Below are 26,822 nucleotides of genomic sequence, written 5' to 3'. Positions count from 1 at the left end.
TCTCCAAAAATATCTTTAAAATCAGAGAAAAAATAGTAGATTTTTCATTTTAGAAAATGTTTTCTAAATCTTGACTTAAGCCTTAATTTTCAAGGAAAACACACCAAAATCTTAAGCTAATAGTTTGCTTAGCTCTTGGATTTTTTCTAAATGACGCTGAGCTTCTGACAACAATTTTGTATCGTTGGTTAAAGTAGAGATTTCATAAGCTTTGGCAGTCATTTCATCGAATAGCAATTGCTCTTGAAGTTCGTCTTCGTGATTGACAAACCAACATGCTTCCAAGAAATTTAAAATCGTTAAGGCTCTTTCGTAAGGGTATTCTTCTGCCGAACGAATTTCGAGTGATTTTCGGTAATAGTTTAATGCTTTTGCAAAATTATCACCTTTAACAGAAGGAGGATATTTTGTAAGTGCATTAGCAAAACTATTGCAAATCATGGCATACTCAAAAGGGTGAGTCTCTCTAGTAAAATGATTGAGAGCTTGATGAAATGAACTAACCGAAACAGCAGCCCAAAGACTTTTTTTCTTCACTTCATCAGGGATTTCGGAGTAAATTACCCCCAAATGGTGCTGAATTTCAGCAAAAATATCGGGTGCATTATCATACGTAAATATTTTGAGAGCTTCTTGATAAGCTTCCATGGCAGGTTTATAAAATTGAATATTTCCGACCTGAGCCCATGTGTAAAACAATACCCCTTTTCGGTATTGGGCATTAGCCAACAATTCGGGAATATCTTCGTTTCGGAGTATATCAATAGCACGGTTGATATAGCCCAAGGCTTCGGCAAAACTTTCCGAAATATTAGCTACGTATGCCGCATCTATCAATATGATTGCTACTTGTAAATGGTTTTGCTGCTTTTCGTAATATTTGAGCACTTCCCAAAGGGTATTTTTTGTTTTTTGCAACAAATTTTCATCATAAGGAATACCTAATTGTTTAAGCCAAACACCATACTGAACATTCATTAACTCGAATTTAGCATCATCAGAAATGGCTTTACTGATACAATCTTCAAGCAAAATTTCTGCATTTTCGAGTTCCTCAGTATCTAATAAAAACGAGGCATATTGTTTAGCTGTAAATGCTCGATACTCATCGTTTGGAGCCAACTCTAGGGCTTTTTGGTAAAAATCCTTCATCTGATAAGCACTTACAAAACTAAGAATTTCACCATAATGAGCCTTCACTGCCAGATTGTGCCAATGGCGATATATATCAAATTTTGAATAGGATTCAATTGGAGTGATATTGGTGTTAAGTCCAATAGAAATGCCGTGTTGCAAACAATTACAAATATCAATATCACTTAATAAAATTGCATTGTTTTCGGCGAAATGATAGGCTTTCTCGAAATTATTAAGCTTAAAATAAATAACTGCTAACAGATTTTGTTCATCGAAAACGATTGGATTTGATAACAGAAAAGGCGGTACATCATTTTCCCAATGAATCGGGATTTTTATCTCCGATTGCTCAACTATTAGGTAATTGGTTGTGACTTTATTTAGGTTTTCCAATAAATCAAGCACTACCACTTCATTTAGTCGATACTCAGCATTGATTACTTCTTGAAGATGAGTAAACAGGTTAGTTGTAGCAAATATTGTAAGCATTTTCGTTAAGTTTTAGGGTTCCTCTGGCATCTTTTCTAATGCCTCTTTGAAATATTTGTGCGTATAGTTCTGCTTTTTTCTGAGAATCGTAGTGATCGAGATAATGACAGCGTAATTTGAGTGGGTTATAAATCGAAATAAAAAGCATCGTCAGGTGCCATCTCCCATTTTTCAAATCTATTATATAGCGAATCTCTGTATCATGTAGCCAAAGGTTTTCTTCGAAAATATCAAAGTCTTTTCTTGCTCCTTTTTGGTTTTCAGAGTATTCGAAATTTATGCTATCTGCGATATACATCTATAATTCGATGCTTAAAATTCCAGTATTTTTTAAATCATAGGTTAAGGTTCTGTCAGTCTCATCAAGGTCATTGTCTAAGATTAGGTCTTGAATAGATATCGTCTTGTCGCCATTCAAGTTTCGAAGTTTTAGTACAGCCCAAGTAGTTTTGTGCATTTTTTCAAAAAACAACTTTGAACGAGCTGCAATCAATAAGGTTTGTCGATCGGGATAATACACTAAATTTACTTTTTCTTCATCTCCAAAAAGTAAATCAACCTGTTCTTTCGCAAACCATATATGGCCTTTTTTCAGTTGAATCATTTTTTTCTACTTATTCCTAAAATATCATCTTTTAAAAGCTCTATAACTTTATCACCAGCCCGTTTCACCTCTTCACTCAACTGAATATCAAGCTTTGTATTATTTACTGCAATCAAATAAACTTCAATATCTTCAGGGTAGGCTTCTCGTAGAATTTTCTTTGCATAAGAAAGTGCTTGATCCCATTTAAGGCTATGCAAGAATACCATTGGGTCATCTTGAATTTGTGCGTTGATTTCACTCGCAGGTAATTTATAAATTGTTCCAGCTGGTTCGCCTGTATTGATTACAGCATCAACAATGATAATACGATGATGGCCTTGCAATTGAAACAGCACCTCAAAAGCCGAAGTACCCATGTCGAAAAGAGTAAAAGAATCATTATCCTCACTCACCAGTTGCTTCAATTCGTCGATAACATAAATGGCAATACCATCATCACTTCGGCAGGGATTTCCAAAACCCATTATGGCAGTTTTGCCTACTATTGAAGCCTTTTCTTCTATACTAATAGTTTTTTTTTCGTCAATTAAAACCATTGGATATGCTTATTTTAGGACACTTTTAAAATCTAGTCTTTTGTAAAAAAGCCCGTAAATAAAGTTAAATTTACGGGCGTAGTACTTTAGGTTTATTCAGTTTATAGTTTGAAACGTGCCATTTCTTTACCATTTTTGGCATCATGTGCGTGTACAGTACAAACCAAACATGAGTCAAACGAACGAGCCACCATGCCAACTTCTACAGGGTCATGTGGATCTTCAATTTCAGTTCCTTCCAAAGCTGCTTCGATTGGACCAGGGTTACCTCTATCATCGTTCGGGCCAACATTCCAAGTTGTAGGAGCCATTACTTGATAGTTTTTGATAACTCCATTTTCAATCTCAATCCAGTGAGCCAAAGCTCCACGTGCCGCTTCAGTAGCACCAAATCCTTTACCATCTTTTTCAGTTGGTTTAATGTAAAATTCACCGTTAAGGTCAATTTGGCGTAACCACTCATCAATGTAATCATACAAGCGTGCTGCTTCATGCAAGCGTGCTAATGTACGAGTGAATACATTTGGACCTAATTTTTGAATGATGTCTAAGAATAATGGGTCTTGAATCTGATGATTTGCATTTTTAGGATTTGCATTCATCAACACACGTGAAAGTGGACCTGCTTCGGCAGCATGACCAGCATAACGAGGTGCTTTGGCCCAACTATACTTGCCATTGAAATCTGAATTGGCCAAATTTTGAGATGGCATTGGTGTTGGCAAAGGTTCATTCCAAGGGTGAGCAGCATCCACATCTTTATACCAAGCATGGCTTACGTGTTCCATTACATCCAGGTGATTAAAGTCGTGAAATTCTTTTCCATCGAAAAATCCACCTGAACTTATTACAGCATTTTGACGAGTTTCAATTTTAGGTTTATTCCATAGGTCTTTATGAATATAAGTGCCATAAGCAATAAATTTACCTACACCTTGACCAAATTTATGTAAGCCAAACTCCAAACCTGCTCTTATAAATAAACCTAAATCTGAGTTTTTCTGACTTTCATTTTCTTCTACCCAAGCCAATAAATCATCCCAAGTTTTGATTTGACGATAACGCTCTATCGAACAACCCAAGAAAATACTTTCGAGCCAATCTTTACGGAATTGATTCATAATAGCATGGGCACGAGTAATATCCTTCAAGGTTGGTGCACACATGACGCCACCCGGAACCATATAGCTTGAATGAGGCCATTGTCCACCGAATAAAGCATATACTTGCACTGGCAATGCACTGGCAGTAATGCCTTTCTGAAAAGAAGTACCCACATAAGCGGCCCAACGCTTCACTACTTCTGAATAAAGTGGTTTATTAGCAAATTTTTTATTAGCCATGTCGGTTGCAAAAATTGCATAGAACCAACGAGGAATACTCTGAATTGTTTCGGTAGCTTGCCCTAAAGCACGGAGTAAAAGTGCATTAGGCGTAAGTGTGGTTTCCCACACAGTATCTAAGGCCGATGAGGCACAATAGAGGTGCGAGCCCCCACAAATTCCACAAATACGTGGGGTTACGATTAAGCCTGATTGAGGGTCTTTACCTGCCATGATTTGTTCGAAACCACGAAACATGGCAGCTTGTGTATGAGCACGGGTCACCACGCCGTCTTCCATATACACTTTTACGTCGAGGTCGCCTTCTACACGACCTACAGGTGATATATTTAATTCTTTCGAGATAGCCATTTTAACGGTTGATTTTTGAAATGATGATTGGGTAATTAGCAAACCTAGTTTTCTAATTAGATTGAGCTTTCGCTATGCGACTTTGTTACACCGAAAGCTACTTCAGTAGCGTGCATTGTCTTTTCAAAACCAGCTCTTAAATAATAACCAAGCTTAGAATTTCCAGCTGGTACATCTTGCGGAAAATACCCAAGATATTTAAGGGTTTTGAATACACTGCCTTTTTGTAAATCATGGTGTGGAAAACCAGGTTCAGTACAACCCAAACAAGGGTGATTCGCACGTGTTTTACTCGATGTGCGATTCCACAAAATACGGTTACAACTCGCTCTGGTCATCGGTCCACGGCAGCCCACCTCATAAAACAAACAACCATTACCTCTTTTACCGAATCCTCCATCTACTTTGTTGGCAAAGTTTACCACATTCGTACAGCCGGTTTGTACAAAATCAGTAAAAAATGTACTCGGACGATGGAATTCATCAATCTTTATATCACCAATACGGCCTGTTGAAATAGCCACTAAAATCTGTGTTACCCAGTCAGGGTGAGCAGGACAACCTGGTATATTAATTACAGGTAAACCACCTTTAGATTTATAGTTAGCACCCAAAAAACCGCCTTTTTCTTTCTTTAAAAATTGCATACCCGTAGATTCACTCGGGTTTGGGGCAACCGCAGGGATACCTCCCCAAGTAGCACAATCACCGATTGCGACTACATAACCTGCCACAGCAGCGAGTTCTTTTACCCAATCTTTCATTGGGCGGTCGCAGAAGTAGTTCATTGTACCTGTACCATTTGGTCCTTCGATAATACTGCCTTCATAGACAAAAATATCGCACTGAACTTTACCATTGATTATATCTTCGAGAAGATGTGTGACTTGGTGCCCAATTTCCAAGCCAACAGAAGGGTGCCAAAGAATGTTTATACCAAAGTCAGTCACTAAATCAACGACTGTTGGCTCTTCGGCATTGAGGAACGACATGGTGTTTCCACTACATGCCCCACCTTGTAACCATAGAACATTTGCCATAGGACAGGTTTAAAAAAGAGTTGAAATTGTATTATTTAATGTTCAAATGTAAAATAATAAATTTAATTAGAAAAATTTTTCTAATATTTTTTAGAAATTATTTTCTAATTATAATTATTCTAAATTAAACGAAGAAATTGAGCAGTAAACAATCTTGATTTCCACAGCCCTTCAAACAAAAACATTGGAGAAAATCGTCTATGATTACCTTTTATCAAAGGTGAGACTAATTAGGAATAGAAAATATGATTTACATCATACTTCAAATAAAAATTGGGAGTATTTGACTGGCAAATTCGGAGGTTCCTTTCTCAGTGAGATAAGGACGGATATTATTCCAAACTGCTCCTTTAAATCGGGCTTCAGAAATTGGCTTATTTCGCATTTGTTGTTGGGGTATCCAAAATACGAGTGTCATCCAAATAGCTTCGGCCAAAATATCGTAGGTATTTTCAGGTTGCGGACTGAGGTCACCCCTTCGAGCATGAAAATCAAGACGTTTACGAATCTGAAAAATCATTTTATTCATAAACTCTTGCCATTGTTCTCGTACTTCGGGTAAAGGATGTTCGGAAGCGAATAAATCACTAATATAAAACTGATAATTTTTGAAGAAATCAAAGTAATGACTTATTTGTGAATCAAAATCTAAAAGAGAGGGCGTTTTAAGATAAGAGCCTAAAATTTGTTGAAAATCTTCGAAGAGCTTTTCGTATACAGAATGAATAATTGCTTCTTTATTTTTGAAATGATACGCTAAATTTCCCACACTGATTCCTATTTCGTCAGCAATTTGCTGCAAACGCACACTCGCTATTCCGTGGTCATTAAATAGCTTTATTGAAGCATTAACTATTCTTTCTTTTGTTTTATACATCTCTTCTTACCTTTCTACAAATAATAGATTATAACTAAAATTTGAATCAACTATCTACTAATTCGTACAAATATTAAAATTCTCAACTTTTACCTCCAAAGTCCCCCTTTGGTCTTTGGCAGCCATTCTTCGCATCAAACTCGCCGAAAGCGTTGCTTTTTTGGGGCATGAGTAAGACATGATTTGGCGTTTGATAAACTTCAACGGATTTGTGTGTAGGGCGAAGAGTAACTCAATATTCCATTCTCCACGCTTATAAATCAAATTATCAATTACTGCACTATCAGAAAGCCAATGGTCATCGTGGTAAAACTGAAAATCTTGTATATTACCCTTTGTATCAATAAAATAGGTATCATTCAATAGTTCTAACAAACTATTATACATACGCTCATCTATTTTACAGGTCGATGAAGTCATTAAAGGCGTATTTAATTGATTTTTAATCAAAATTAGAAATTATTTTCTAATATAAATCATAACCAATTAAAATTTTCATTGTAGTGCATTTGTTTGTACTCAAGATTTCCTATGTGGGTGAAATGAGGTAGCAATAAAGCCCAAAGTGCTAATACATAATCTTCAATATTGATTTCTTCGAAAGTTCTGATTCTACGCTGATACAACCAAAATTCCATGGTCATCCAATATTGCTCAGCCAATTGGAGGTGTAGTTTTTCGTGCGATTCAACCGTAAAAGTACCACGTGCTACATTGAAGGAAATCATGTTTTCGATTTGCTGAATATACCAACGAGTGTATTCTCGGTATTTTTTCTTGATTAGTGGAAAGTTTCGTAGGATTTCAAAGGTATCAGAATAGAAGAAGCTAAATTTTTGCTGAATTGCGTAAGTATCTCGAATATGTTTATCAATATTGATAAAGAGAGGAACAATCTTCAAATCTGCAAGTAAAATCTTCTGGTTTTCTTCGATTTCTTCATAGATAGCCTCAAAAATTGCATCTTTATTTTTAAAATGATAGGCTAAATTACCGACACTGATGCCTACTTCATCAGCAATGTGCTGCAAACGAATACTCACAAAACCAAAACGATTGAATAATTCGATTGATTTTTCAAGAATTCGAGATTTTGTATCGGCCGAAGGTTTCATCATATTACATTTAAAGAATTACAAAAATAGCTTTTTTCTAATTCTTCTAAAACAAACATATTTGGCCATTCTGATGTTTCAGAATAGCCAACCCCAAATACTACTAAAGTATCTTATGAGTTCCAATAATTAAATTAGAAGCCTTGAATTATTCTTTAAAGAAAACCCTTTTTACTCGTTCACTTACGCCCGTAAGAATTTCATACGGAATTGTATCAATCGTTTGGGCTAATTCTGTAATTGAAAGGTCTTTCCCAAAAATTATTACTTCATCACCTTCCTCACACTCTACATCGGTTACATCAATCATGGTCATATCCATACAGACATTTCCAACGACAGGGCACGCTACGCCATTAACCAATACTTTGCCAACGCCTTTACTAAAACCACGGTCGAAACCATCGGCATAACCAATAGCAATCGTTGCAATTTTCGACTCTCTTTCTAATACCCCTTTTCGGCTATATCCAACCGTTGTGCCTGCTTGCAAGTGTTTAATCTGAGAAATTACGGTCTTGAGCGTCCCAACGGTCTGTAATGCATTTTGTTCTACTCCCGTAACTTCCACTCCATAGAGGCCAATACCAAGGCGAACCATATCAAATTTGGCTTCTGGGAAACGGATAATTCCAGCTGAATTACAGATATGTCTAAGCGGTTTTTGTCTCGGTATTGCAGCTAAAATTTGTTGCGACATTTGCTCGAATTTCTCAATCTGCAGTTTCGAGAAAGCATTATGCTCGCTTTCGTCTGCTCCTACTAAATGGCTAAATATCGAGGCCACTTGAATAGTAGGATTTTGATTGAGTAAGTCAATAACCGAAATAATATCTTGCTCCACAAAACCCAAACGGTGCATTCCCGTGTCGATTTTGAGATGAATTTTAAAAATTTTATTAGTAAAACGATTGGTAAAATTCAAGAATTGCTCAAAAAGCTTGAAGCTATAAATCTCGGGTTCTAAGTTATATTCAACCAACTTGGCAAATGATTCAGGTTGAGGATTTAATACCATAATTGGCAATTTAATGCCATTTTGACGCAAAACCACGCCTTCATCGGTATAAGCTACGCCTAAATAATCAACTTTGTGGTATTCGAGTAAGCTTGCTACCTCAGCACTTCCACTGCCATAGGCAAATGCTTTTACCATTACCATAATTTTAGTACCCAGCCCTATTTTATTTCGGTAAAAATTGAGATTATTAGTGAGGGCATCAAGGTTTACCTCAAAGACAGTACCGTGTACCTTAAGTGTAAGGCGATTGATAATTTTTTCAAATTCAAACTTTCTTGCTCCTTTGACCAATATCAATGAACTTTGAAGCTGGTTGATTGGATATTTTTCAAGAAATTCTTGGGTAGATTGATAGAATACCGTTTTTTTATCTTCAAGGTTCGGCGTGTAAAATGCCTTTTGATTTCTGTAAATTACCTCCCCTATTCCTATTACTTTATCTATTTTTTTTCCTCTTACTAATTCTGCAATACTCTCATACAATTCGTTTTCTTCTAAACCTGACTGCAGAACATCACTGATTATCAGCACCTTATCTCGTTTTGTGTGTTGTTGAATCATAAAATTCAATGCCACTGCAAGACCTGCATAATCATTATTATAAGAATCATCAATTAAATAACAATCATTGATACCTTGCTTTAATTCCAAACGCATAGCTACAGGTTTTAACCAATCTAATCTTGATTGAATATCACCATTTGGAATCTCCAAATGAAGCATCAAGAAAATACAATGAGTAGCATTTTCAATCGAAGCATCATCAGCTAATGGAATCTTAAAATCATGGATTTGACCATTCCAAAGAATTTGTAAAGTACAGTATGTTGCAAATTTCGTTACATTCACAAAAGTTTTACTTCCTGCCTTTCTTGACCAATCAATTAATTTAATTTTGGGATTTACCGCTTTTAATAAAATTCTGATTTCATCATCAATATCTTCATAGTCCTTACAATAAATCAATACCTGGCATCTCTGAAATAAGCGAAGTTTTTCGGTAGCTTTTTGCTTTCTACTTCGAAAACCTTCATCGTGTGCCGAACCAATATTTGTAAAAATGCCAATGGTTGGACGAATAACCGGTTCGAGAAACTCCATTTCGCCAGATTTTGAAATGCCAGCCTCAAAAATACCTAAATTGTGATTTTCGTTTAATTCCCAAACCGATAGTGGAACACCTATCTGAGAATTATAACTACGCGGACTTTTAACTAAATTATAATCTTTGGCCAATAATACACTTAGCCATTCTTTTACAATTGTTTTTCCATTGCTACCCGTTACACCAATTACAGGAATATCAAATTTTTGGCGGTGTTTTGCTACCAAGTTTTGCAAGGCACGAATAGCATTTTCTACTAAGTATATTTTAGCATCAGTCAAAGTAGATAGTTCGGCCACAAAGGCCTCTGACATGGCTTTTTTCTCAACCACAAATTCTCTTACACCTTTGTTATAAAGCTCTGCTACAAAAGCATGTCCATCATGATGTTCACCCTTAATGGCAAAAAAAACACTGTGTTCAGGTTGAGATACCAAACGGCTATCAGTAAGTAATACCGATGCTTGAGTAATAATTGGTTCGGAAAGGAAATTCACTTGGAAGAAGGGGAAAAATTAAATTCATTGAATCTTCACAAAATTTCAGAAGATTCAATGATAGATATATGTATTAGAATGCAGGCACAAATTCCATATTTACAAACTGCCCTGCACTTATCATTTTATTGTTTTCGGCCTGAAGGACCATTTTATCTTTTGAAAGCACAATAATTTTAAACTGACCTTTAAAGCCTAAAATATCAATATCTAATACTTGGTTATCTTGAATGAGATACCAAGTACCAGCATTTAAGATTTGCTTCGTAATGCGGTCTTTAGCACGAGTTACGTTATCATCACGAAATTCATAATCAAGAGCAAACAAAGCTTGAGCTTGAGAATTTAATTGATTTTGGCTTAAGGTTTTACCTTCAGTATCAGCAAATCGGTCGAGTTTCCAAAAGTTACCCGATAAAACTTTATTAGGTTCGGTAGGAGTCTCTGTTTTTTTACAGCTAAAAACAAACAATAAAGTAGCTAAAAAAAGGAGTTTTTTCATTATTTTAATTCATTATTATACTTAATCTAAATCATACGGCAAGAACTCATTTACTTTTGCACCATATTTATGCAATTCACGAACAATGGTTGAGCTAATCGGAGCTAACTCAGGCGAAGTAATGAGAAAAACTGTTTCTAAACCATTCACTAAATGCCTATTGACTTGTGAAATGGTATTTTCATATTCAAAGTCGGTTGTATTTCTTAAACCTCTCAATAAAAAATTCGCCCCATACGTAACAACCGCATTAGCCGTTAGGTCATCATAAGCAATAATTTTCACTTTGTTGGTATCTTGAAATGTTTCCCGAATTTTATCAGTCATCATTTCAAGCGGGAAATAGCGTTTTTTTGCCGAGTTTGTACCGATTCCAATAATTACTTCATCAAAAAGTTTGAGTCCACGCATCACGATATCGGCATGCCCTTTGGTAAAGGGGTCAAAAGAACCAGGGAAAAGGGCAACTTTTTTCATGTTATTTGTAGCTTTGTTAAGCGTTATTTTTGACTAAATCTCACAATAATCGTTTGATTAATATAGATAATACGAACTAAAAAGTGAGTAATATCGGTGCTCAGGCAAATCACTGAAATATTGACTAAAACGAATTTTTGAAGGATTTAGTGCAAACTTAATATTACTTAATGATTGTCCAAGTTGAATATATCTATCCGAAAACGAAGTAATTTCTCCATAAAAAATCACTGGAGTATCTGTTTGCAGGCCTAATTCATTCATCACAAATAAGACATGATAAACCATATCTTGGGAAGTTCGGAAATGAAAGCGATTACAAAAATGTAATTTTGAATCCTTAAAATAAATTATTGTGATGTAATAATCTTCGAAATAAATGTGTAATCCTTGATTATTTTTATCTTCAACAATTCCCTCAATTAGGGTGCCGATTACTGGTATAGGGTCAATTTTACGAGCGGGATACATTTCCTTGAACCAGGTAATTGTTTCTTTTTCGATACCAAAAATACAAACGGCTCCAAATCGGCTAAATCGAAAATCAATAATTTGTTCTTTTTCAGAAATGTTTCTCCCAGCAGCAAAATTAAGATACTTGGCGGCTTCATTACTCTCATAATACTCTTCAGGAATGAGCGTAAAATGATTAGCATTTACTGATAAACGAATGGTTTTCCAATAATTAGCTGCTAAAAACTGATGGTTTTGATAAACATTTTTTAGCGTTTTGAGTAATTGGTTTTCGTTTAATAATGAAAAAACATGGTAATCTTCCAACCACATGACTAAATCATAAATGGAATTATATACCGTAAAACGAAAACGGTCACGGCTCACCTCAATCAATAAATGACAATCGGCTATTTGATTGGTATCGAAGCGGTCGTCTTTTATCTCAAAACTTGGGGTTATATTTAAAGTAAGATTCTCCAATGAATTATATCAATTTAGGTATTTAGCAAAAGTATCCTTGAGCAAGTTGGGGTTTTAGATTCAGTATACAATCGATACTCAACTAATAATCAGCACTTTGATAGCCAAACCCACCACTTCTATTGAAATCAAATGCTCAAACGAATTTACACAATTATCTCGTCAAAACTTCCATATTTTTGCCAAAATTGATGTTTTTCGCTCAAATTTAAACTTTTTATTTCATCTAACGACATCCATTCAATTTTTTGAATCAGTTGCTCTTCAGATTTCATTTCGGGGTCTTGTCCTAAAACCAGTTCTCCCCCTATTTTCTTGACTAAAAAAAACAATTCTATGCCGTGCAATGGTAAGTTAACAAACTCATTCATCAATACCATTTTCCCTACCTCTACTTCAAGCCCAGTTTCTTCGAGAAACTCTCTTCGAAGGGCATCTTCTATCATTTCACCTAATTCAACACCTCCTCCGGGCGGAGCCCAAAATGTTGTATCACCCAAAATGGCACGGTGTCCAATCATCAGCACTCGACCATTTTCGATGCAAATTCCGCAGGCCCGCACCCTAATTCTATTGCCATATAGTTTTTGGGCTGTACTTTTAGCATCTATTTCGGTCATTTCTTCTCTATTTTAGAATTAGCCCGCAAAGATAATGAATCAAACATGAGGGATTTAGCTATTCTTGAATGTTTTTAAAATTTAAAGGTTTATTTTGCATAAGAATTTGATGAATAAGACTTGAATAGAGTGTTTCTATTCTTGATGAAATATTAGAAAATGGCATTAGACGAAAATGTAAAACCCTCTGAACGATTCCTTAAAAAGTTTCCTTTTACACCAACATTTGGACAAGCGAAACTCTTCAAATTAATGGATGATTTTATTCTGGGCGAAGAGCGTTTTAGAGATACTTTTATTTTGAAAGGTTATGCAGGTACAGGTAAAACCACTTTTGTAAGTACGCTTATCAAGGTTTTAAAAGAGTTTGGTTATAAAGCTGTGTTATTGGCACCAACTGGTCGAGCAGCCAAGGTGATGTCGAGCTATTCGAAGCGAATGGCTCTAACTATCCATAAAAAAATCTATCGACAAGTAGAAAATGCCTATACTGGAGCCTTGGTTTTTGAGCGAATGAAAAATAACCAAGAAGGCACAGTATATATCGTCGATGAAGCTTCTATGATCTCTGATGAGCGAGATTTTGGCTCTAATAGCCTATTGCACGATTTACTTGATTTTGTATTTGAACAAGAAACCAATAAGCTTATCCTCATCGGTGATGAAGCTCAGCTCCCGCCAGTAGGTATGCAAGTAAGCCCTGCCCTAAGTGCTCAACATTTAGAAGGGAGATACCATACTACGGTCACCGAACACGTACTTACGGAAGTAATGCGACAAGGAGAAGGTTCGGGAATTCTGACCAATGCTACCGAACTTCGCAAGCAATTAAGTAATGAAGAGCCTATTATTAAACTAATTACGAGTAAATACAAGGATTTTTATCGAATGACGGGCGAACGTTTGGAAGACGGAATTCGATATGCTTATGATAAATACGGTAGAGAAAATACAACCATTATTACTCGCTCTAATAAAACGGCGGTTCAATATAACCGCTACATTCGAACGGCCATTAATTATTCTGAGAATGAACTTGACTCGGGCGATATGCTGATGGTTGTAAGGAATAACTATTCGATTTTGGGTGAAGAATCAAAAGCAGGTTTCATTGCCAATGGTGATTTCGTAGAAGTAGTAAAGATTCGTAGAGAAGAAGAAATGCATGGCCTACGCTTCGCGAATGTAACCTTAAAACTGGTTGATTATCCTGATGAAGAAGAATTTGATTGCAAAATAATCTTGGATACACTTTATTCAAACTCTCCAACACTTACGGCCGAGGAAAATAAGATGCTTTACGAAAATGTCATGAAAGATTATTTTTGGGTAAAATCGAAGAAAGAGCGACAAGATTTACTCCGCAAAGATGCTTATCTTAATGCATTGCAGGTAAAGTTTGCTTATGCCTTAACCTGTCATAAATCGCAAGGTGGGCAGTGGGATGCCGTATTTGTTGACCAAGGTTATCTTCCACCCGACGCCGAAATTGATGGAGATTTCATTCGATGGCTTTACACAGCCATTACACGTGGCGTAAAGGAAGTATTTTTATTGAATTTCAACAAGCAGTTTTTGGAAAGCTAAGTAGTAAATCTATGTCGAAGAATCACAAGAAATACAAAAAGTATGTTCAGAAGAAGGCTTTTACTTCGCCAGGTACCCTTGCCTATGTGGGAAAAGATGTACCTATAAGCACCGTTGTAAAACTTACTGAATTTAACGAAGAAAGCTGCCAAATAAAAGAAGTAAAAACTACGAATGCTTGTCAGTTATTTCCAACCGATAATTATGTAAGTTGGCTTGATGTAGATGGTGTGCATGAAGTTTCGGTTATTGAAAGTATTGGTAAACATTTGCATTTACATCCGCTTCTACTTGAAGATGTATTAAATACCGAACAAAAACCTAAACTTGAGCATTTTGGCGAACAAAACATTTTTATGGTAATGAAAATGTTACAGTTCAATGAGAATTTGAATGAAGTCGAAACCGAGCATGTTGCATTAGTTTTGGGTAAAAACTATGTAATTTCATTTCAAGAAATGCATAAATCTGATGTGTTTTCACCAATTTTTGCTCGACTAAAAGCTTCGGTAGGAAAAACTCGCAAAGGAAAAGCTGATTATCTATTTTATTCTCTCTGTGATTTAGTGGTTGACAATTATTTTGTGGTTTTAGAAAAGTTTAGCGAAAAATTAGAAGAATTAGAGGTTAAAATCATTGAAAATCCTCACCGAAACGATCAAACCAGCCTGTACGAACTTCGCAGAGAATTACTTTTTATCAGAAAATCAGTGCTTCCATTACGTGATATGTTTGGCATACTCACCCGTGAAAACTCAGATTTAATTCACGACCATACAATCATTTACCTCCGTGATGTTTATGACCATATCTTACAAATACTCGAAACCATCGAATCTTATCGAGAAATGATAGAGAATATTCAAAATATCTACCTAACGAGTATTAGTAATAAAATGAATTCAGTCATGAAAACCCTCACGGTTTTTACGGCTATTTTTATGCCTCTTACTTTTATTGCGGGTATTTATGGCATGAACTTCGATAATATTCCCGAACTTCACCATCCAAACGGTTATTTTTATACACTCGGAAGTATGGTTATTATTTCGATTGGATTATGGTTTTATTTCAAATGGAAAAATTATGTTTGAGAGATTAATTGGAATAATATCTTATTCACCAAATGAAACGAAGGATTGTATATTTATTTGGCAAACCTTTGAATTTACCCGAAAATCTTCAACTTAATTAGCACCATTGGATTTCTGACAATCAAGCATCAACGAGAGCTAAAACAGCCTAAAGATTCTTTATAGAAATCAGTATTCTCGCCCTTTCCAAACGAGTTTAGTTGGCAATAAATAAACAACCAATTGCAAAAACCAAAATACGTACATGTAAATAGTATAAGCGGGAATGTATTTTAGCAATTGAGTTTGGTGCAAGGTTTTAAAGATATTTTGACCGATAAAGAAGTTTACCAAAAGATTTAGAATCATTATTATCAGGGTAGTTTTGCACGAAAATACACCAATAATTAGCAAAATAGGCAAAGCCAAACCTTGAATAATGGCTGGATAAATGAGCAATGAGCCCGTAGAAATTCCGCCTGTAACCCAGCGTTTCCGTTGTTCAAAATAATTTTGTGGAGGTTTAGTTATAGCTAATACTTCTGGCCGAAACAATTGCTTAAAGCCAAATCCTTTATCAATAATTGCCTTGTAAATGGCATAATCTTCAACAATTGAAAAACCTATTTTTTCATATCCACCAACCGCCCAATACGCTTCGGCACTTACCACCATATTATTTCCCATTCCAGTAGTCGGTAGTTTAAAATCTGAAAAAGTTTTCATCAGATTCAAAGCAAAAAGCCACTCAATGGCTTGGCTTGCTTCAAACCAATTTCTGTGTTTTACCAATGATAAACCTACTCCTACCCCAGTGTTTTGCATTTCAGATAAAAAGCCTTCAATCCAATACTCTGGAACTTCAATATCAGCATCGGTAAAGAAAAAATACTCGCCAATGGCCAAATGAGCTAATTGAGCCAAAACGTTGGCTTTACCTTTCAGGTTTGCAACCTGATGCTGAATATTTACTAATTGAAAATCTCTATATCCATTATTTTTAGCAATAAAACTTTCAACAATTTGGGCAGTTTTATCAGTAGAATCATCATTTCCGATAAGAATCTGTATTTGCTCTTTCGGATAACTTAACTTGCTCAATGAAAGTAATAATTCGAGTATATTTTTCTCTTCGTTTCGAGCCGCAACCAGAATGCTTATAGAGGGTTGATTCATATAATTAAAGCTTTGAAAACTTAAATCCTTGTGCAGAAAAATGTTCTAAAAATTTTGGTAAAGCATAGGCCATACGTTTATTGGCTTTGATGCTATCATGAAAAAGTACAATCGAACCCGACTCCGTGTATTTGATTGTTTTATTGAGAACTGTTTCGGGCGTTAAATCTTGCGAGAAATCGCCACTCAGCACATCCCACATAATTATTTCATTGGTTGATAATATACTTCGTGCTTGACTACGTTTAATTCGTCCATAAGGTGGTCTAAATAGTTGCGTTTTTATACCAAACTTTTCAATTTCAGCCTTACATTTTTCAGTATTTTCTAAATATTGCTCATCTTCTGTAGCCCATCCTCGTAAATGATTAAATGTATGATTCCCTACAGAATGGCCTTCTTTTATAACTCTTTTGAATACTTCTGGATGCTTATTGATGTTATCGCCAATGCAAAAAAAAGTAGCTTTTGCCTGATATTTTTCAAGTGTTTCGAGCACAAATTCAGTTACTTCTGGTATTGGGCCATCATCAAAAGTTAAAAAAATGGTTTTATCCGTTGAAGGTTTTCTCCAAACAAAATTGGGGTACAAAGCCCTCATCAAAAAATTAGTTTTATGCAGAAACATCGCTCATTCTCTTTTATGCAAAAGTCTGAAATTTTGGTTAGAAATAATATTTAATTTCTAAATTGCAATAAAAGAATAACCACAATATTTCATGCCTAAGTTTTTTAAAACTATACCCTTTTTCTTATTATCAATCATAAGCTTTGCTCAAACGCAACCTTTGAGTGGCCGCATTGCTAATTATGATATTTCTGTCAAACTTGACCCAATCAAGCACACACTTGAAGGCAAAGAAACGCTTGTTTGGAAAAACACCTCAACTGATATTATCTCCGAGCTTCAATTTCATCTATACCTCAATGCTTTCAAAAATAAAAACTCAACATTCATGAAAGAATCGGGCGGGCAGCTTCGTGGTGAAATGATGGATAAAAAAAACGTAGGGAATTGGGGTTGGATTGATGTAAAATCAATGAAAATTCGTAGAGGTGAAAACTTAACTTCTCAGATAAAATTTATTCAACCCGACGACCTCAACGATAAAGACCAAACCGTAATAAGTGTAAAGCTCAATAAGCCTTTGCATCCTAATGAGCGTATCACGCTTGATATAGACTTTAGTGCTCGTTTACCCAAAGTTTTTGCACGAACTGGCTACGCTGGCGATTATCATTTGATTGGACAATGGTTTCCGAAAATTGGTGTTTATGAAACTACAGGAATGAGATATGCCAAGCGTGGTCAATGGAATTGTCACCAGTTTCATGCAGATAGCGAGTTTTACGCAGATTTCGGTGTTTACAATGTCAGCATGACTGTTCCAAAGAACTTTGTTTTGGCAGCTACGGGCATACTTCAACATGAAAAGCAAAACAGCGATAATACCAAAACCATCCGCTACCGAGCAGAAGATGTACATGATTTTGCATGGACGGTCTCACCAAGATTTGAAGTAAGCGTAAGGCAGTGGAAGCACGTAAAAATCAAGGCAGTAGTTCAGCCCGAACATAGTGGTACTACGGAACGTTTTTTCCAGTCGGCCATTGCGGCTTTAGAATATTTCGAGAAACACTTAGGTAAATACCCTTATACGGTTCTTACATTGGTTGACCCGCCGCTTGCAGGAGCTGGTTCTTCAGGCATGGAATATCCAACTTTTATTACTTGTGGCGAAACGATTTGGGGTTTACCTAAAGGAATTCGCTCGCCTGAAGTGGTAACAATTCATGAGTTTGGGCATCAATATTTTCAAGGAATGTTGGCTTCTAATGAATTTGAAGAGTCTTTTCTCGATGAAGGTTTTAATCAATATTTCGAAACGAGAATCATGGATGCTACTTATGGAAAAGGTTCGATGTCTAATTTATTAGGTTTTAAAATCAATGATTCAGAATTGCCTCGAATTTCATACGTGGGCATGAGTAATGTAAAAGTAACCGAGATTGCTCGTGAATCTTGGCGATACCCCAAAGGTACGTATGGGATAATGACCTACATGAAAACCGCTACCATGCTACAGACTTTAGAGAATTTGATTAGTAAAGAGGTGATGGATGAAGTCATGCAATCTTATTTTATCAGATGGAGATTCAAGCACCCTTCAGTGAAGGATTTTGTAAATATTGTGAATGAAATTGCTCCTAAAAAGACCAATTATAAGTTTGGGAAAGACTTTGATTGGTATTTTGAACAAACACTTTACAACGCTCCTGACCATGACTACGCAGTGAAGGAAATTTCGGGCAATAAATTTACCATTGAAAGACTCGGTGAAATGAAAATTCCAACTGAAATACTAATAAAATTTATTGATGGAAAAGAAGAAGAAATCAATTGGACTGGCGAAGATTTTTCAAAAACTTTTAATTTCAAGAAAGACATCCAATCGGTAACAATCGACCCTCAAAACAAAATTTTATTTGACTTAAACCTGAACAATAATAGTAAGAGTATTAACCAATCTGCGTGGCCATTTGCGAAATATGCTTTAAAAATAATGTTTTGGTTGCAGAATCTGCTGAGTTTCTTGGGGTAAAGGAAAGAAAAAAGTTAGACTTCGCTTGAAGCGAAGTCTAACTTAAATATTATTCAGCTTTTCTCGACAAAAGCCAAAGCCCTACAAAAGTTATAAATCCATTGAGCATCAACTTCGAGAAACCAAATTCAAAATCAATTGTTGTTTTCGAAACTTCTTCAACTGCGTAAGTCAAAAACGGTGCAGCCACACAAACGTAAGGTACAAATTTATCTTTAAGCGGACGTTTGAGATATAATCCAAATGCAAATAGTCCTAATAATGGCCCATAAGTATAGCCTGCAATATTGAATACTGCAGATATTACCTCTTGACTATTCAGTGCTCTAAAAATGATAATTACAACAAAAAATACAGCCGTAAAACCTAAATGGACATAGTGCTTGAGACGTTGGCGTTTGGCCTCATCATATTTTTCGATGTGTAAAAAATCAACACAAAAGGAGGTTGTAAGAGCTGTAAGAGCAGAATCCGAACTGGCATAAGTTGCAGCGGTAATGCCCAATAAAAATGTTACGGCAGCCAATGTTCCAAATTTATTTCCTAAAGCTAAAGAAGGGTACAAATCATCGGTTTTAGCAGGAATTGGCAAGCCCATTTTCTCAGAATACATATAGAGCAATACGCCCAAACTCAAGAATAAGAGATTCACAAACACCAAAACTACATAAAACCAAAACATATTCTTTTGAGCTTCGTCAATACTCTTACAGGTCAGGTTTTTCTGCATTAAATCTTGGTCAAGACCAGTCATTACGATAGCTATGAATGCTCCTGAGAAGAAATCCTTCAAGAAATGATGTTTATTCGCCCAATCCCAAACAAATACTTTAGAATATTGGCTATCTTTTACAGTAGAAAACAAGTCAAAAAATCCTAAATCTAATTGTTTACCTATCAAATAAATAGTCAACACTAAGGCTGTTAATAAGAAAAATGTTTGAAGTGTATCGGTAATAATGATTGTCTTTACCCCACCTTTAAAGGTATAAACAAAGATTAAGCCCATAGCTATCAAAACGGTCAATTCGAATGGCACACCCAACGAATCGAAAATAGCTAATTGCAATACCTGCACCGCTACATACATACGCACAGCCGAACCAACTGTACGAGATAATAGAAAAAATGCTGAACCCGTTTTATAAGACCAAAAACCAAATCTTTTTTCGAGATAGCCGTAAATAGAAATTAAGTTTAGACGGTAATACATCGGCATCAAAATTGTGCCAATTACCCAATAACCCAAAGCATAGCCCAAAACTACTTGAAAATAAGAAAATTGAATTTTTCCAACTGCTCCAGGTACAGAAACGAACGTTACGCCCGAAATTGATGTTCCAATCATACCAAAAGCCACCAAATACCATGGCGATTGGCGATTAGCGGTAAAAAAAGTATTAGTATCGGCTCCTTTAGCTGTGTAAAATGAAATGGCAATTAGAACAAGGAAATAGATTACTAAAATAGTTAAAGCAAGGGATGAAGTCATACAAATGCGTACTTATGGTTTAAAATCTTGTTCAAATATCAAAACTTTTTTTTCGATAACAAAACGACTCTTTCGTAAGAATGAATTATCTTAGCATTATAAAATGCCCAAAAGAGTAGACACAAAAGTCCAAATTACTTTTTTTCTTTTATTAATAAACCAAATTTGTGCAAAAGTTTAAACAGATGACAACGTTACCAAGTCCAGAAATTGAAGTTATTGAAGAGGTCGTTGAAGACCTCGCCGATATTAAATTATGGGAATTAGTCGTTTTCAATGATGATATAAATACCTTCGACCACGTGATTGACACCCTTATTGATGTTTGTCAACATACTCCTGAGCAAGCCGAACAATGTACATTAATTATTCATTACAAAGGAAAATGTGGTGTTAAATCAGGTGATTTTGAAGAATTAGCTGCCATGAGAAATGAGATTTGTCGCCGCCATATCTCTGCTGAAATAATGTTGAAATAGGTCAAAGTTAAGAATTGAAGAAATCGTTAAAATGCTTCATGCCTTGAAGAATAGTTTAAACTGATTAAAATAAAATAAATATACGCTGTTGACTGTCAACTGTTGACAGTGGACTTAATTTCATGAATTTCCCCTCAAAACTGATAGAAGAAGCGGTAATTGAAATATCAAAGCTACCTGGAATTGGCAAGAAATCTGCTTTGAGAATGGCACTTCACTTACTGAAACGTGATGAATCACAGACATTACTCTTAGCTGATGCCCTTACAGCAATGCGAACCAAGACCACTTACTGTAAACAATGCCATAATATATCTGATGAAGAACTATGCCTTATTTGTAGTTCTCCACGCCGCGATACCTCAGTCATTTGCATAGTTGAAGACACACGCGATGTATTAGCCATTGAAAATACAGCTCAGTATCGCGGTCTATATCATATTTTAGGAGGAATTATTTCACCTTTGATGGGTATTGGCCCTAACGACCTTCACATAGAATCGCTTATTAGAAGAGTTGAGCAAAACGCTGAAATTCAAGAGATTATTTTGGCTCTCAGCCCAACTATGGAGGGCGATACAACGGCATTTTACTTACAAAAAAAGCTTAAGCCTTTCGGGAAAAAAATCAGTACTATAGCTCGTGGAATCCCGATTGGAGGAGATTTAGAATATGCCGATGAAGTTACCCTTGGGCGTAGTATTATTAGTCGCGTATCTTATGAATAGATATTCTTCGAAAACGTTAAATTTTCGTTAATGTAAACGAAACACTAATATGTATTGTTAGAAAATAGTAGATTTGATTGTTTAATACCTAATGTCTAATAAACCAATGAATAGAAAAGATTTTATCAAAACCTTTATAGCAAGTACTTTCGCTTTTAAATTAGGCGATGTTTTTGCATCTGCACCTGTTTTTTTCGACGGAATGCACACTCTTGCTCCGCTCCCTTACGCAAACGATGCTCTTGAACCACATATCGACAAAATGACGATGGAAATTCACCACGACCGTCACCACAAAGCTTATGTCGATAACCTCAACAAAGCCATTGCAGGAACTGATATGGAAAAACTTTCAATCGACCAGTTATTGAGCAATATCAGCAAATATCCTGTTGCGGTAAGAAATAATGGTGGAGGTCACTGGAATCATACATTTTTCTGGCAAATTATGGGGCCAAATGCTGGCGGAGCTCCATCGGGTAAATTAGCTGATGCCATTACAGCAACTTTTGGTGGGTTCGATAAAATGAAAGAAGAATTTGGAAAAGCAGCTACTACTCGTTTTGGTTCGGGTTGGGCTTGGTTAATCGTTACGCCTGACAAGAAATTGAAAATAGTTTCGACTGCCAACCAAGATAATCCATTAATGGATGTGGCAACCGACAAAGGAACGCCAATTTTAGCTCTTGATGTTTGGGAACACGCTTATTATTTGAAATATCAAAACAAACGTGCCGATTACGTAGCCGCTTTCTGGAATGTTGTTAACTGGAAAAAAGTTAACGAAAACTTTGAAGCAGCGATGAAGTAATTATCTAATTGATAGAATAAAAGAGGCTTATTTCGGTGAGAAATTAAGCCTCTTTTTACTTATTTATATTCATCACTCCACAAACTTAGCCGCTAACACAGTTTTTTTATCGGCTTTCAAAACTTCATAAGCTACTAAAACTTTTCCATTCACTACTAAAGTGCTGGCATTTTGTCCAAAGTCTGAGGAAGCAACTTTCTGACTATCAAGTAATTTCCCATTGATTACTTTACTGTAAAAGATATTACTTGGGCCGTTTTCGGCAATTTGTTCCCAAACCCAAACAGCCGTTTTATCATCCGCCGCAATAGAGGCATTCTTTGCCGAAGAATCTAATACTTTCAATAATTTACCTGAAGCATTGGTCAAACGAACACCCGATTGTCCATTCTGTGTACCAGAAAACCACGTAATAAATTGGTCAGTTTTCGTAGAAGCAGAAGTAGCTCCCGAATGTGGACAACCTTTGATTTCCCATTTATCAGCATATAAAGTTTTTGGTGCTGAAAATGTTGCTCCATTATCCTTCGAAACAATGTGGGCCATATCCCGAATATCATTGTTATTATCTCGATAGACCATGTGTAAAGCCCCTGCTTCATCCACAACCATACTTATATTACAACAATCACAAACAACTGGGTCGATTAATCTTTCAGGTTGAAAAACACCATTTTTTGTAATTACCAAACGCAAATCACGCTCTTCAAACTTTGTACTACCTTTTACATCTTTCAAATAAGCTACCGCTACTTCATCATTAGGCAATACCACCGCATCAAAGAAACCACGTGTAAGTTTTGTTGTATCGGTATCAACCGAAGTTGGTGTTGACCAAGTATTTCCTCCATCTTTAGAAACCGTAAATCTTATTTCCGAACTACGTTTTGGTCTGGCTGCTGGTACTTGTTGCGAAGCAGGTGCATTATGATTATTATGAGTGGCTTCTTGTGTCTGAGTTGTTGGTCGGGCTTCTCTCGGAGGCGTAGCTCCTACACGGTAAGAAAAAATAGCAACCATTTCGCCATTTTTCTTGAAAAGGAGTTTTGGACGAGCCAAGCGACCATTGCCTAAACCTGCATCAGCAAAAACCAATTTCTTTTCAGCATAAGTTTTTCCATCTTTTGAAGTTGCAAAATATAAAGCAGCTTCGTTCTGAGGGTCTTTTTCAGTCCAATATAAAACCACTTCTCCTTTATTGTTTTTGGCCAAGGTTGGTAAAGTATATGATTTATTAGGGTCTATTTCAATAGGTGAATCGCCGAAGTTACTTGCAATATTACCACCTTTATGATTAACTGATACATCAATAGTTTTACAGATAGTCATTTCATGACTATCTTCTTGGATATTAATGAAAGAAAAGCCAAAGAGTCCAACAAAAAATAGGTGAATGGGCACTAATAATTTTAACATTTTTGAATTGTTTTAATTTGTTTAGCAAATATTTCTTAAATCAAAATACAGTTTGTTGCGTACCTACGACACGCCTATAACCTTGTAATCTTTTACAGTTACCAATATTTAGTACCTAACGGTACATTTCTAGTAAAATTGTTATTTTAATTCGTTTAAGCACGATTACAGAAATAGCTTCGACTTGAGTTCTATTATATAAAAATCGTAATTACAACGGCGAACCATTCGTAAAGCTAAAATTTTGAATAATCCTATAATTCAATAATTCTCAATATTTAGAACTTATAACTCAATGTTGTTGCAAACTGGCGTGGAGCAATCGGATTGATGCTATAACGGTCATGAACGATATAATTCATAGTATTGAAAATATTTGAAACCTTGGCAAGAACAGAAATTTTACCAAAAGTATATCCCGCCGAAATATCCGTAGTTGTAAAGGCAGTTAATGGAATCAAAGCATTATAAGCACTCAAAGCAGCAGTTGTATTATTTAAACCACCATTTAAGCCCACCACATTGTTATTCCCTGCAAAACGCTTACCTGTGTAGAACGCTGCAATACCCAATTTTAGACCTTTTAGTTTAGTTTTATCGAAAGTATAGAATAACGAACCGTTGGCCGTATTTCTTGGGTTTCTGATTAGCTGCTCTCCCTCAACTTGCGAACCAACCACACTCGTTGTATTGGTATAACGCATGAAGTTATGACCATAACCAAGCAAGAAATAGAAGTTTTTCGATAATACTCCGTTGAAATCAATTTCAAAACCATCACTTGTTGTCTCACCCGATAACTCTCTAATACTAGTATTTGTGTTTGGATTACCATTTTTATCAAAAAGAGCCGTTTGAGCAAAATTGCTATTGATAATTTTATAAACACTTGCGTTAACCGATAATTTTCCATCTAAAAACTCATTTTTTACCCCAACTTCGTATTGGTCGATGATTGATGGTTTTAGGGCATCGCCATTAATATCGGTGCCTGTATTGATAGTAAAATTATTGCTGTATGAAGTATAGATAGAGGTTGTCTGGAATGGCTGATAAATCAAGGCGAGTTTCGGAGAAAATGCGGCGTCTGATTTATCGGCAGTTGTGCCACGTCGTGAAACATTTTTTTCAAGATTCAAGATAGTCGATTGAAACGCTATTTGATAAGAATACCTCAACCCAGCTAATACTTTGAATTTAGGACTAATTGCTATCAAATCTTGTATATAAACACCATAGCGGTTTTGTGGAGTTGTTGTGCGAGCAGTATCAGCGATGGTCGGAATATCTGTACGAGCAACATATTTTGTAGGGTCGAAAATATTAATTTTATCATAGGCAGTACCTACTACCCCAGCAGCTGATATGAATTTAAATGTATGGCTCACATTCTCTATTCTTAGGAAATCAGCTCCCACTAATAATTGATGATTGATTTTTCCAGTTTTAAAACTTCCATTCAAATTTACTTGAGCAGTATAATCTTTTTCAGCAGTATTCACCGCACTTAATGCTCGTGTGTAGTCTCCATTGGCAGCAATGGCATTGGGTACTCCTGCTCCAAAACCTTTCACGCGTGTATCTTGCACCGAGCCAATAGCGGTAAGCTTCCAGTTGTTATTGAAACGATGGTTGATAGTTAAAAAACCAGCGGTTTGGTCAGTATTATTATAAGCCCACGAAGTATTTATAAAACGATTTCTCGGAGCTTCGGGCAATTCAGTAATCGTAATTCTACTGTTAGGTGTTCCTACGCCTGCATCTGGTACGATATTACTTTTCAAATAATCAGCCTGTAATAAAACATCGGTTTTGTCACTAATTTTGTATAATAACGAAGGCGTAACATATACTCTATTTGTTTTCACAACATCACGGTAGCTTTGAGCATTTTCATAAGTACCTACAACTCTGAAAGCCAATTTCTTACTAATCGGCCCATAAACATCAACAGTCGGCTTGTACTGATTGTAGCTTCCAACAAGCATTGAGGCCTGCCCACCCCAATCGAAACGAGGCTTTTTCGTAACCATATTGATAATCACACCACCTGAAACATTGCCATAAAGTAAAGCCGAGCTTCCTTTCATTACTTCGACTGATTCTAAAGTACTGGCATCAGGAAAACCCATGGTATTACTGATTGTACCGTTCTTGAAAATACTTCCTCCTGCTCCGGCAATGCCAACACTATACCCACGAGAAGAGAATGTTTCGGCAACGCCCCCACGCGTTTCAGTAAGTGAAACCCCGCTGACATTCTTCACTACATCGCCAAGCCTAATGGCTTGTTGGTCGGCAATAACTGTACTACTTACTACGGCTGTACTTTGTGGCAAATCAAGTGGACGGATATTGGCTTTTCCTAAAGTAGCAGTACGATTTGCGATATAAGTCCCCGAAATAACGATTTCTTTTAGCATTTCGGCATTTTCTAATAATTCGAGTGAAAGGCTAAGTGTTTTTCCTTCTTCAATTCTTATTTTTTGTTCCAACGTTTTATATCCAACAAAAGAAGCTACTAACGTATAATTTCCACCTTTGATATTGCTAATTGAAAACTCACCTTTTTCGCTCGAAGTTGTACCTTTTTTTAGCTCCTTCAATTGAATTGAAACATAAGGGGCAACTTGTCCTTCGCTGTTTTTTACAATTCCTTTGACTTGTCCAGTTTGAGTTTGAGCTTGAACTCCAATCGCCCAAAGCATTAATAAGGTGTAGATTATATTTTTCATTTTTCTTTGGTTTAATTTTTATTTAGACTAATTATAAACAAACTCGATTTTAAAAGGAAATTCTTTGAA

25 protein-coding genes are annotated in these 26,822 nt (G+C 36.0%); 6 read left to right on the top strand and 19 right to left on the bottom strand.

Annotated features, from left to right (window positions below; genetic code table 11):
- Window positions 1–111 precede the first annotated feature (111 nt).
- The 14 genes from EMTOL_RS12460 to EMTOL_RS12395 all read right to left on the bottom strand — a co-directional run bounded on the left by EMTOL_RS12460 (window position 112) and on the right by EMTOL_RS12395 (window position 12,653).
- On the bottom strand, window positions 112–1,626 hold the full coding sequence (locus EMTOL_RS12460) for a hypothetical protein (RefSeq protein WP_015029650.1): 1,515 nt from the start codon (window positions 1,624–1,626) through the stop codon (window positions 112–114).
- On the bottom strand, window positions 1,601–1,924 hold the full coding sequence (locus EMTOL_RS12455; protein WP_015029649.1) for a hypothetical protein: 324 nt from the start codon (window positions 1,922–1,924) through the stop codon (window positions 1,601–1,603). The genes EMTOL_RS12460 and EMTOL_RS12455 overlap by 26 nt, the downstream gene beginning before the upstream one ends.
- Window positions 1,925–2,230, bottom strand: coding sequence for a hypothetical protein (locus EMTOL_RS12450; RefSeq protein ID WP_015029648.1), 306 nt, complete (start codon window positions 2,228–2,230; stop codon window positions 1,925–1,927).
- Window positions 2,227–2,769: a hydrogenase maturation protease gene (locus EMTOL_RS12445; protein ID WP_015029647.1), complete on the bottom strand. Its 543-nt coding sequence runs from the start codon at window positions 2,767–2,769 to the stop codon at window positions 2,227–2,229. The genes EMTOL_RS12450 and EMTOL_RS12445 overlap by 4 nt, the downstream gene beginning before the upstream one ends.
- A gap of 101 nt (window positions 2,770–2,870) precedes the next feature.
- Window positions 2,871–4,463 carry a nickel-dependent hydrogenase large subunit gene (locus tag EMTOL_RS12440; RefSeq protein ID WP_015029646.1) on the bottom strand — a complete coding sequence of 531 codons (1,593 nt, stop codon included), beginning with the start codon at window positions 4,461–4,463 and terminating at the stop codon, window positions 2,871–2,873.
- 56 nt (window positions 4,464–4,519) lie between these two features.
- A complete protein-coding gene (locus tag EMTOL_RS12435) occupies window positions 4,520–5,503 on the bottom strand; it encodes an NADH-quinone oxidoreductase subunit B family protein (RefSeq protein WP_015029645.1) in 984 nt (327 codons plus the stop codon).
- A gap of 262 nt (window positions 5,504–5,765) precedes the next feature.
- Window positions 5,766–6,380 carry a TetR/AcrR family transcriptional regulator gene (locus tag EMTOL_RS12430; protein ID WP_015029644.1) on the bottom strand — a complete coding sequence of 205 codons (615 nt, stop codon included), beginning with the start codon at window positions 6,378–6,380 and terminating at the stop codon, window positions 5,766–5,768.
- 57 nt (window positions 6,381–6,437) lie between these two features.
- Window positions 6,438–6,800 carry a hypothetical protein gene (locus EMTOL_RS12425; protein ID WP_015029643.1) on the bottom strand — a complete coding sequence of 121 codons (363 nt, stop codon included), beginning with the start codon at window positions 6,798–6,800 and terminating at the stop codon, window positions 6,438–6,440.
- Between the two features lie 56 nt (window positions 6,801–6,856).
- Entirely contained in the window at window positions 6,857–7,498 is a 642-nt protein-coding gene (locus EMTOL_RS12420) for a TetR/AcrR family transcriptional regulator (RefSeq protein ID WP_041693551.1), read from the bottom strand.
- A 145-nt stretch (window positions 7,499–7,643) separates the two neighbouring features.
- Window positions 7,644–10,118: a bifunctional UDP-N-acetylmuramoyl-tripeptide:D-alanyl-D-alanine ligase/alanine racemase gene (locus EMTOL_RS12415; protein WP_015029641.1), complete on the bottom strand. Its 2,475-nt coding sequence runs from the start codon at window positions 10,116–10,118 to the stop codon at window positions 7,644–7,646.
- 73 nt (window positions 10,119–10,191) lie between these two features.
- Entirely contained in the window at window positions 10,192–10,620 is a 429-nt protein-coding gene (locus tag EMTOL_RS12410) for a hypothetical protein (RefSeq protein WP_015029640.1), read from the bottom strand.
- Between the two features lie 21 nt (window positions 10,621–10,641).
- Window positions 10,642–11,097, bottom strand: coding sequence for a pantetheine-phosphate adenylyltransferase (gene coaD / locus EMTOL_RS12405; protein WP_015029639.1), 456 nt, complete (start codon window positions 11,095–11,097; stop codon window positions 10,642–10,644).
- Window positions 11,098–11,154: 57 nt separating this feature from the next.
- Window positions 11,155–12,033: a DUF3822 family protein gene (locus EMTOL_RS12400; RefSeq protein ID WP_015029638.1), complete on the bottom strand. Its 879-nt coding sequence runs from the start codon at window positions 12,031–12,033 to the stop codon at window positions 11,155–11,157.
- Between the two features lie 146 nt (window positions 12,034–12,179).
- A complete protein-coding gene (locus EMTOL_RS12395; RefSeq protein WP_015029637.1) occupies window positions 12,180–12,653 on the bottom strand; it encodes an NUDIX domain-containing protein in 474 nt (157 codons plus the stop codon).
- A gap of 159 nt (window positions 12,654–12,812) precedes the next feature.
- Here EMTOL_RS12395 and EMTOL_RS12390 point away from each other — a divergent pair, with 159 nt between their 5' ends.
- Complete coding sequence (locus EMTOL_RS12390) at window positions 12,813–14,240, top strand: ATP-dependent DNA helicase (RefSeq protein WP_015029636.1); 1,428 nt, start codon at window positions 12,813–12,815, stop codon at window positions 14,238–14,240.
- The gene (gene corA / locus EMTOL_RS12385; RefSeq protein WP_305953230.1) at window positions 14,162–15,334 is read left to right on the top strand and encodes a magnesium/cobalt transporter CorA; all 1,173 of its coding nucleotides are present in this window, start codon (window positions 14,162–14,164) and stop codon (window positions 15,332–15,334) included. The genes EMTOL_RS12390 and corA overlap by 79 nt, the downstream gene beginning before the upstream one ends.
- Before the next feature lie 168 nt (window positions 15,335–15,502).
- Here the strand turns inward: corA and EMTOL_RS12380 are convergent, their stop codons facing one another.
- Both EMTOL_RS12380 and EMTOL_RS12375 read right to left on the bottom strand, forming a co-directional pair.
- A complete protein-coding gene (locus tag EMTOL_RS12380; protein WP_015029634.1) occupies window positions 15,503–16,489 on the bottom strand; it encodes a glycosyltransferase in 987 nt (328 codons plus the stop codon).
- Between the two features lie 4 nt (window positions 16,490–16,493).
- Window positions 16,494–17,117 carry a polysaccharide deacetylase family protein gene (locus EMTOL_RS12375; RefSeq protein WP_015029633.1) on the bottom strand — a complete coding sequence of 208 codons (624 nt, stop codon included), beginning with the start codon at window positions 17,115–17,117 and terminating at the stop codon, window positions 16,494–16,496.
- Window positions 17,118–17,208: 91 nt separating this feature from the next.
- Between EMTOL_RS12375 and EMTOL_RS12370 the strand changes: the two genes are divergently transcribed.
- On the top strand, window positions 17,209–19,092 hold the full coding sequence (locus EMTOL_RS12370) for a M1 family metallopeptidase (RefSeq protein ID WP_015029632.1): 1,884 nt from the start codon (window positions 17,209–17,211) through the stop codon (window positions 19,090–19,092).
- A gap of 49 nt (window positions 19,093–19,141) precedes the next feature.
- On the opposite strand, the gene EMTOL_RS12365 is transcribed toward EMTOL_RS12370, so the two are convergent.
- Complete coding sequence (locus EMTOL_RS12365; protein ID WP_015029631.1) at window positions 19,142–20,584, bottom strand: sodium:solute symporter; 1,443 nt, start codon at window positions 20,582–20,584, stop codon at window positions 19,142–19,144.
- Between the two features lie 185 nt (window positions 20,585–20,769).
- Between EMTOL_RS12365 and EMTOL_RS12360 the strand changes: the two genes are divergently transcribed.
- From EMTOL_RS12360 to EMTOL_RS12350, 3 genes are all read left to right on the top strand, one after another.
- Window positions 20,770–21,063, top strand: coding sequence for an ATP-dependent Clp protease adaptor ClpS (locus EMTOL_RS12360; RefSeq protein ID WP_052315383.1), 294 nt, complete (start codon window positions 20,770–20,772; stop codon window positions 21,061–21,063).
- A 122-nt stretch (window positions 21,064–21,185) separates the two neighbouring features.
- Window positions 21,186–21,791, top strand: coding sequence for a recombination mediator RecR (gene recR / locus EMTOL_RS12355; protein WP_015029629.1), 606 nt, complete (start codon window positions 21,186–21,188; stop codon window positions 21,789–21,791).
- A 106-nt stretch (window positions 21,792–21,897) separates the two neighbouring features.
- Complete coding sequence (locus EMTOL_RS12350; RefSeq protein WP_015029628.1) at window positions 21,898–22,602, top strand: superoxide dismutase; 705 nt, start codon at window positions 21,898–21,900, stop codon at window positions 22,600–22,602.
- A 72-nt stretch (window positions 22,603–22,674) separates the two neighbouring features.
- On the opposite strand, the gene EMTOL_RS12345 is transcribed toward EMTOL_RS12350, so the two are convergent.
- Both EMTOL_RS12345 and EMTOL_RS12340 read right to left on the bottom strand, forming a co-directional pair.
- Window positions 22,675–24,018: a sialidase family protein gene (locus EMTOL_RS12345; protein WP_015029627.1), complete on the bottom strand. Its 1,344-nt coding sequence runs from the start codon at window positions 24,016–24,018 to the stop codon at window positions 22,675–22,677.
- 278 nt (window positions 24,019–24,296) lie between these two features.
- Window positions 24,297–26,753, bottom strand: coding sequence for a TonB-dependent receptor (locus EMTOL_RS12340; protein ID WP_015029626.1), 2,457 nt, complete (start codon window positions 26,751–26,753; stop codon window positions 24,297–24,299).
- Between the last annotated feature and the right edge of the window lie 69 nt (window positions 26,754–26,822).

This window comes from Emticicia oligotrophica DSM 17448 (genome assembly GCF_000263195.1).
GTDB classification, from domain to species: Bacteria; Bacteroidota; Bacteroidia; order Cytophagales; family Spirosomataceae; genus Emticicia; species Emticicia oligotrophica.
The sequence above is the reverse complement of the archived record's forward strand: the minus strand, read 5'-3'. Positions and strand labels throughout refer to the sequence as shown.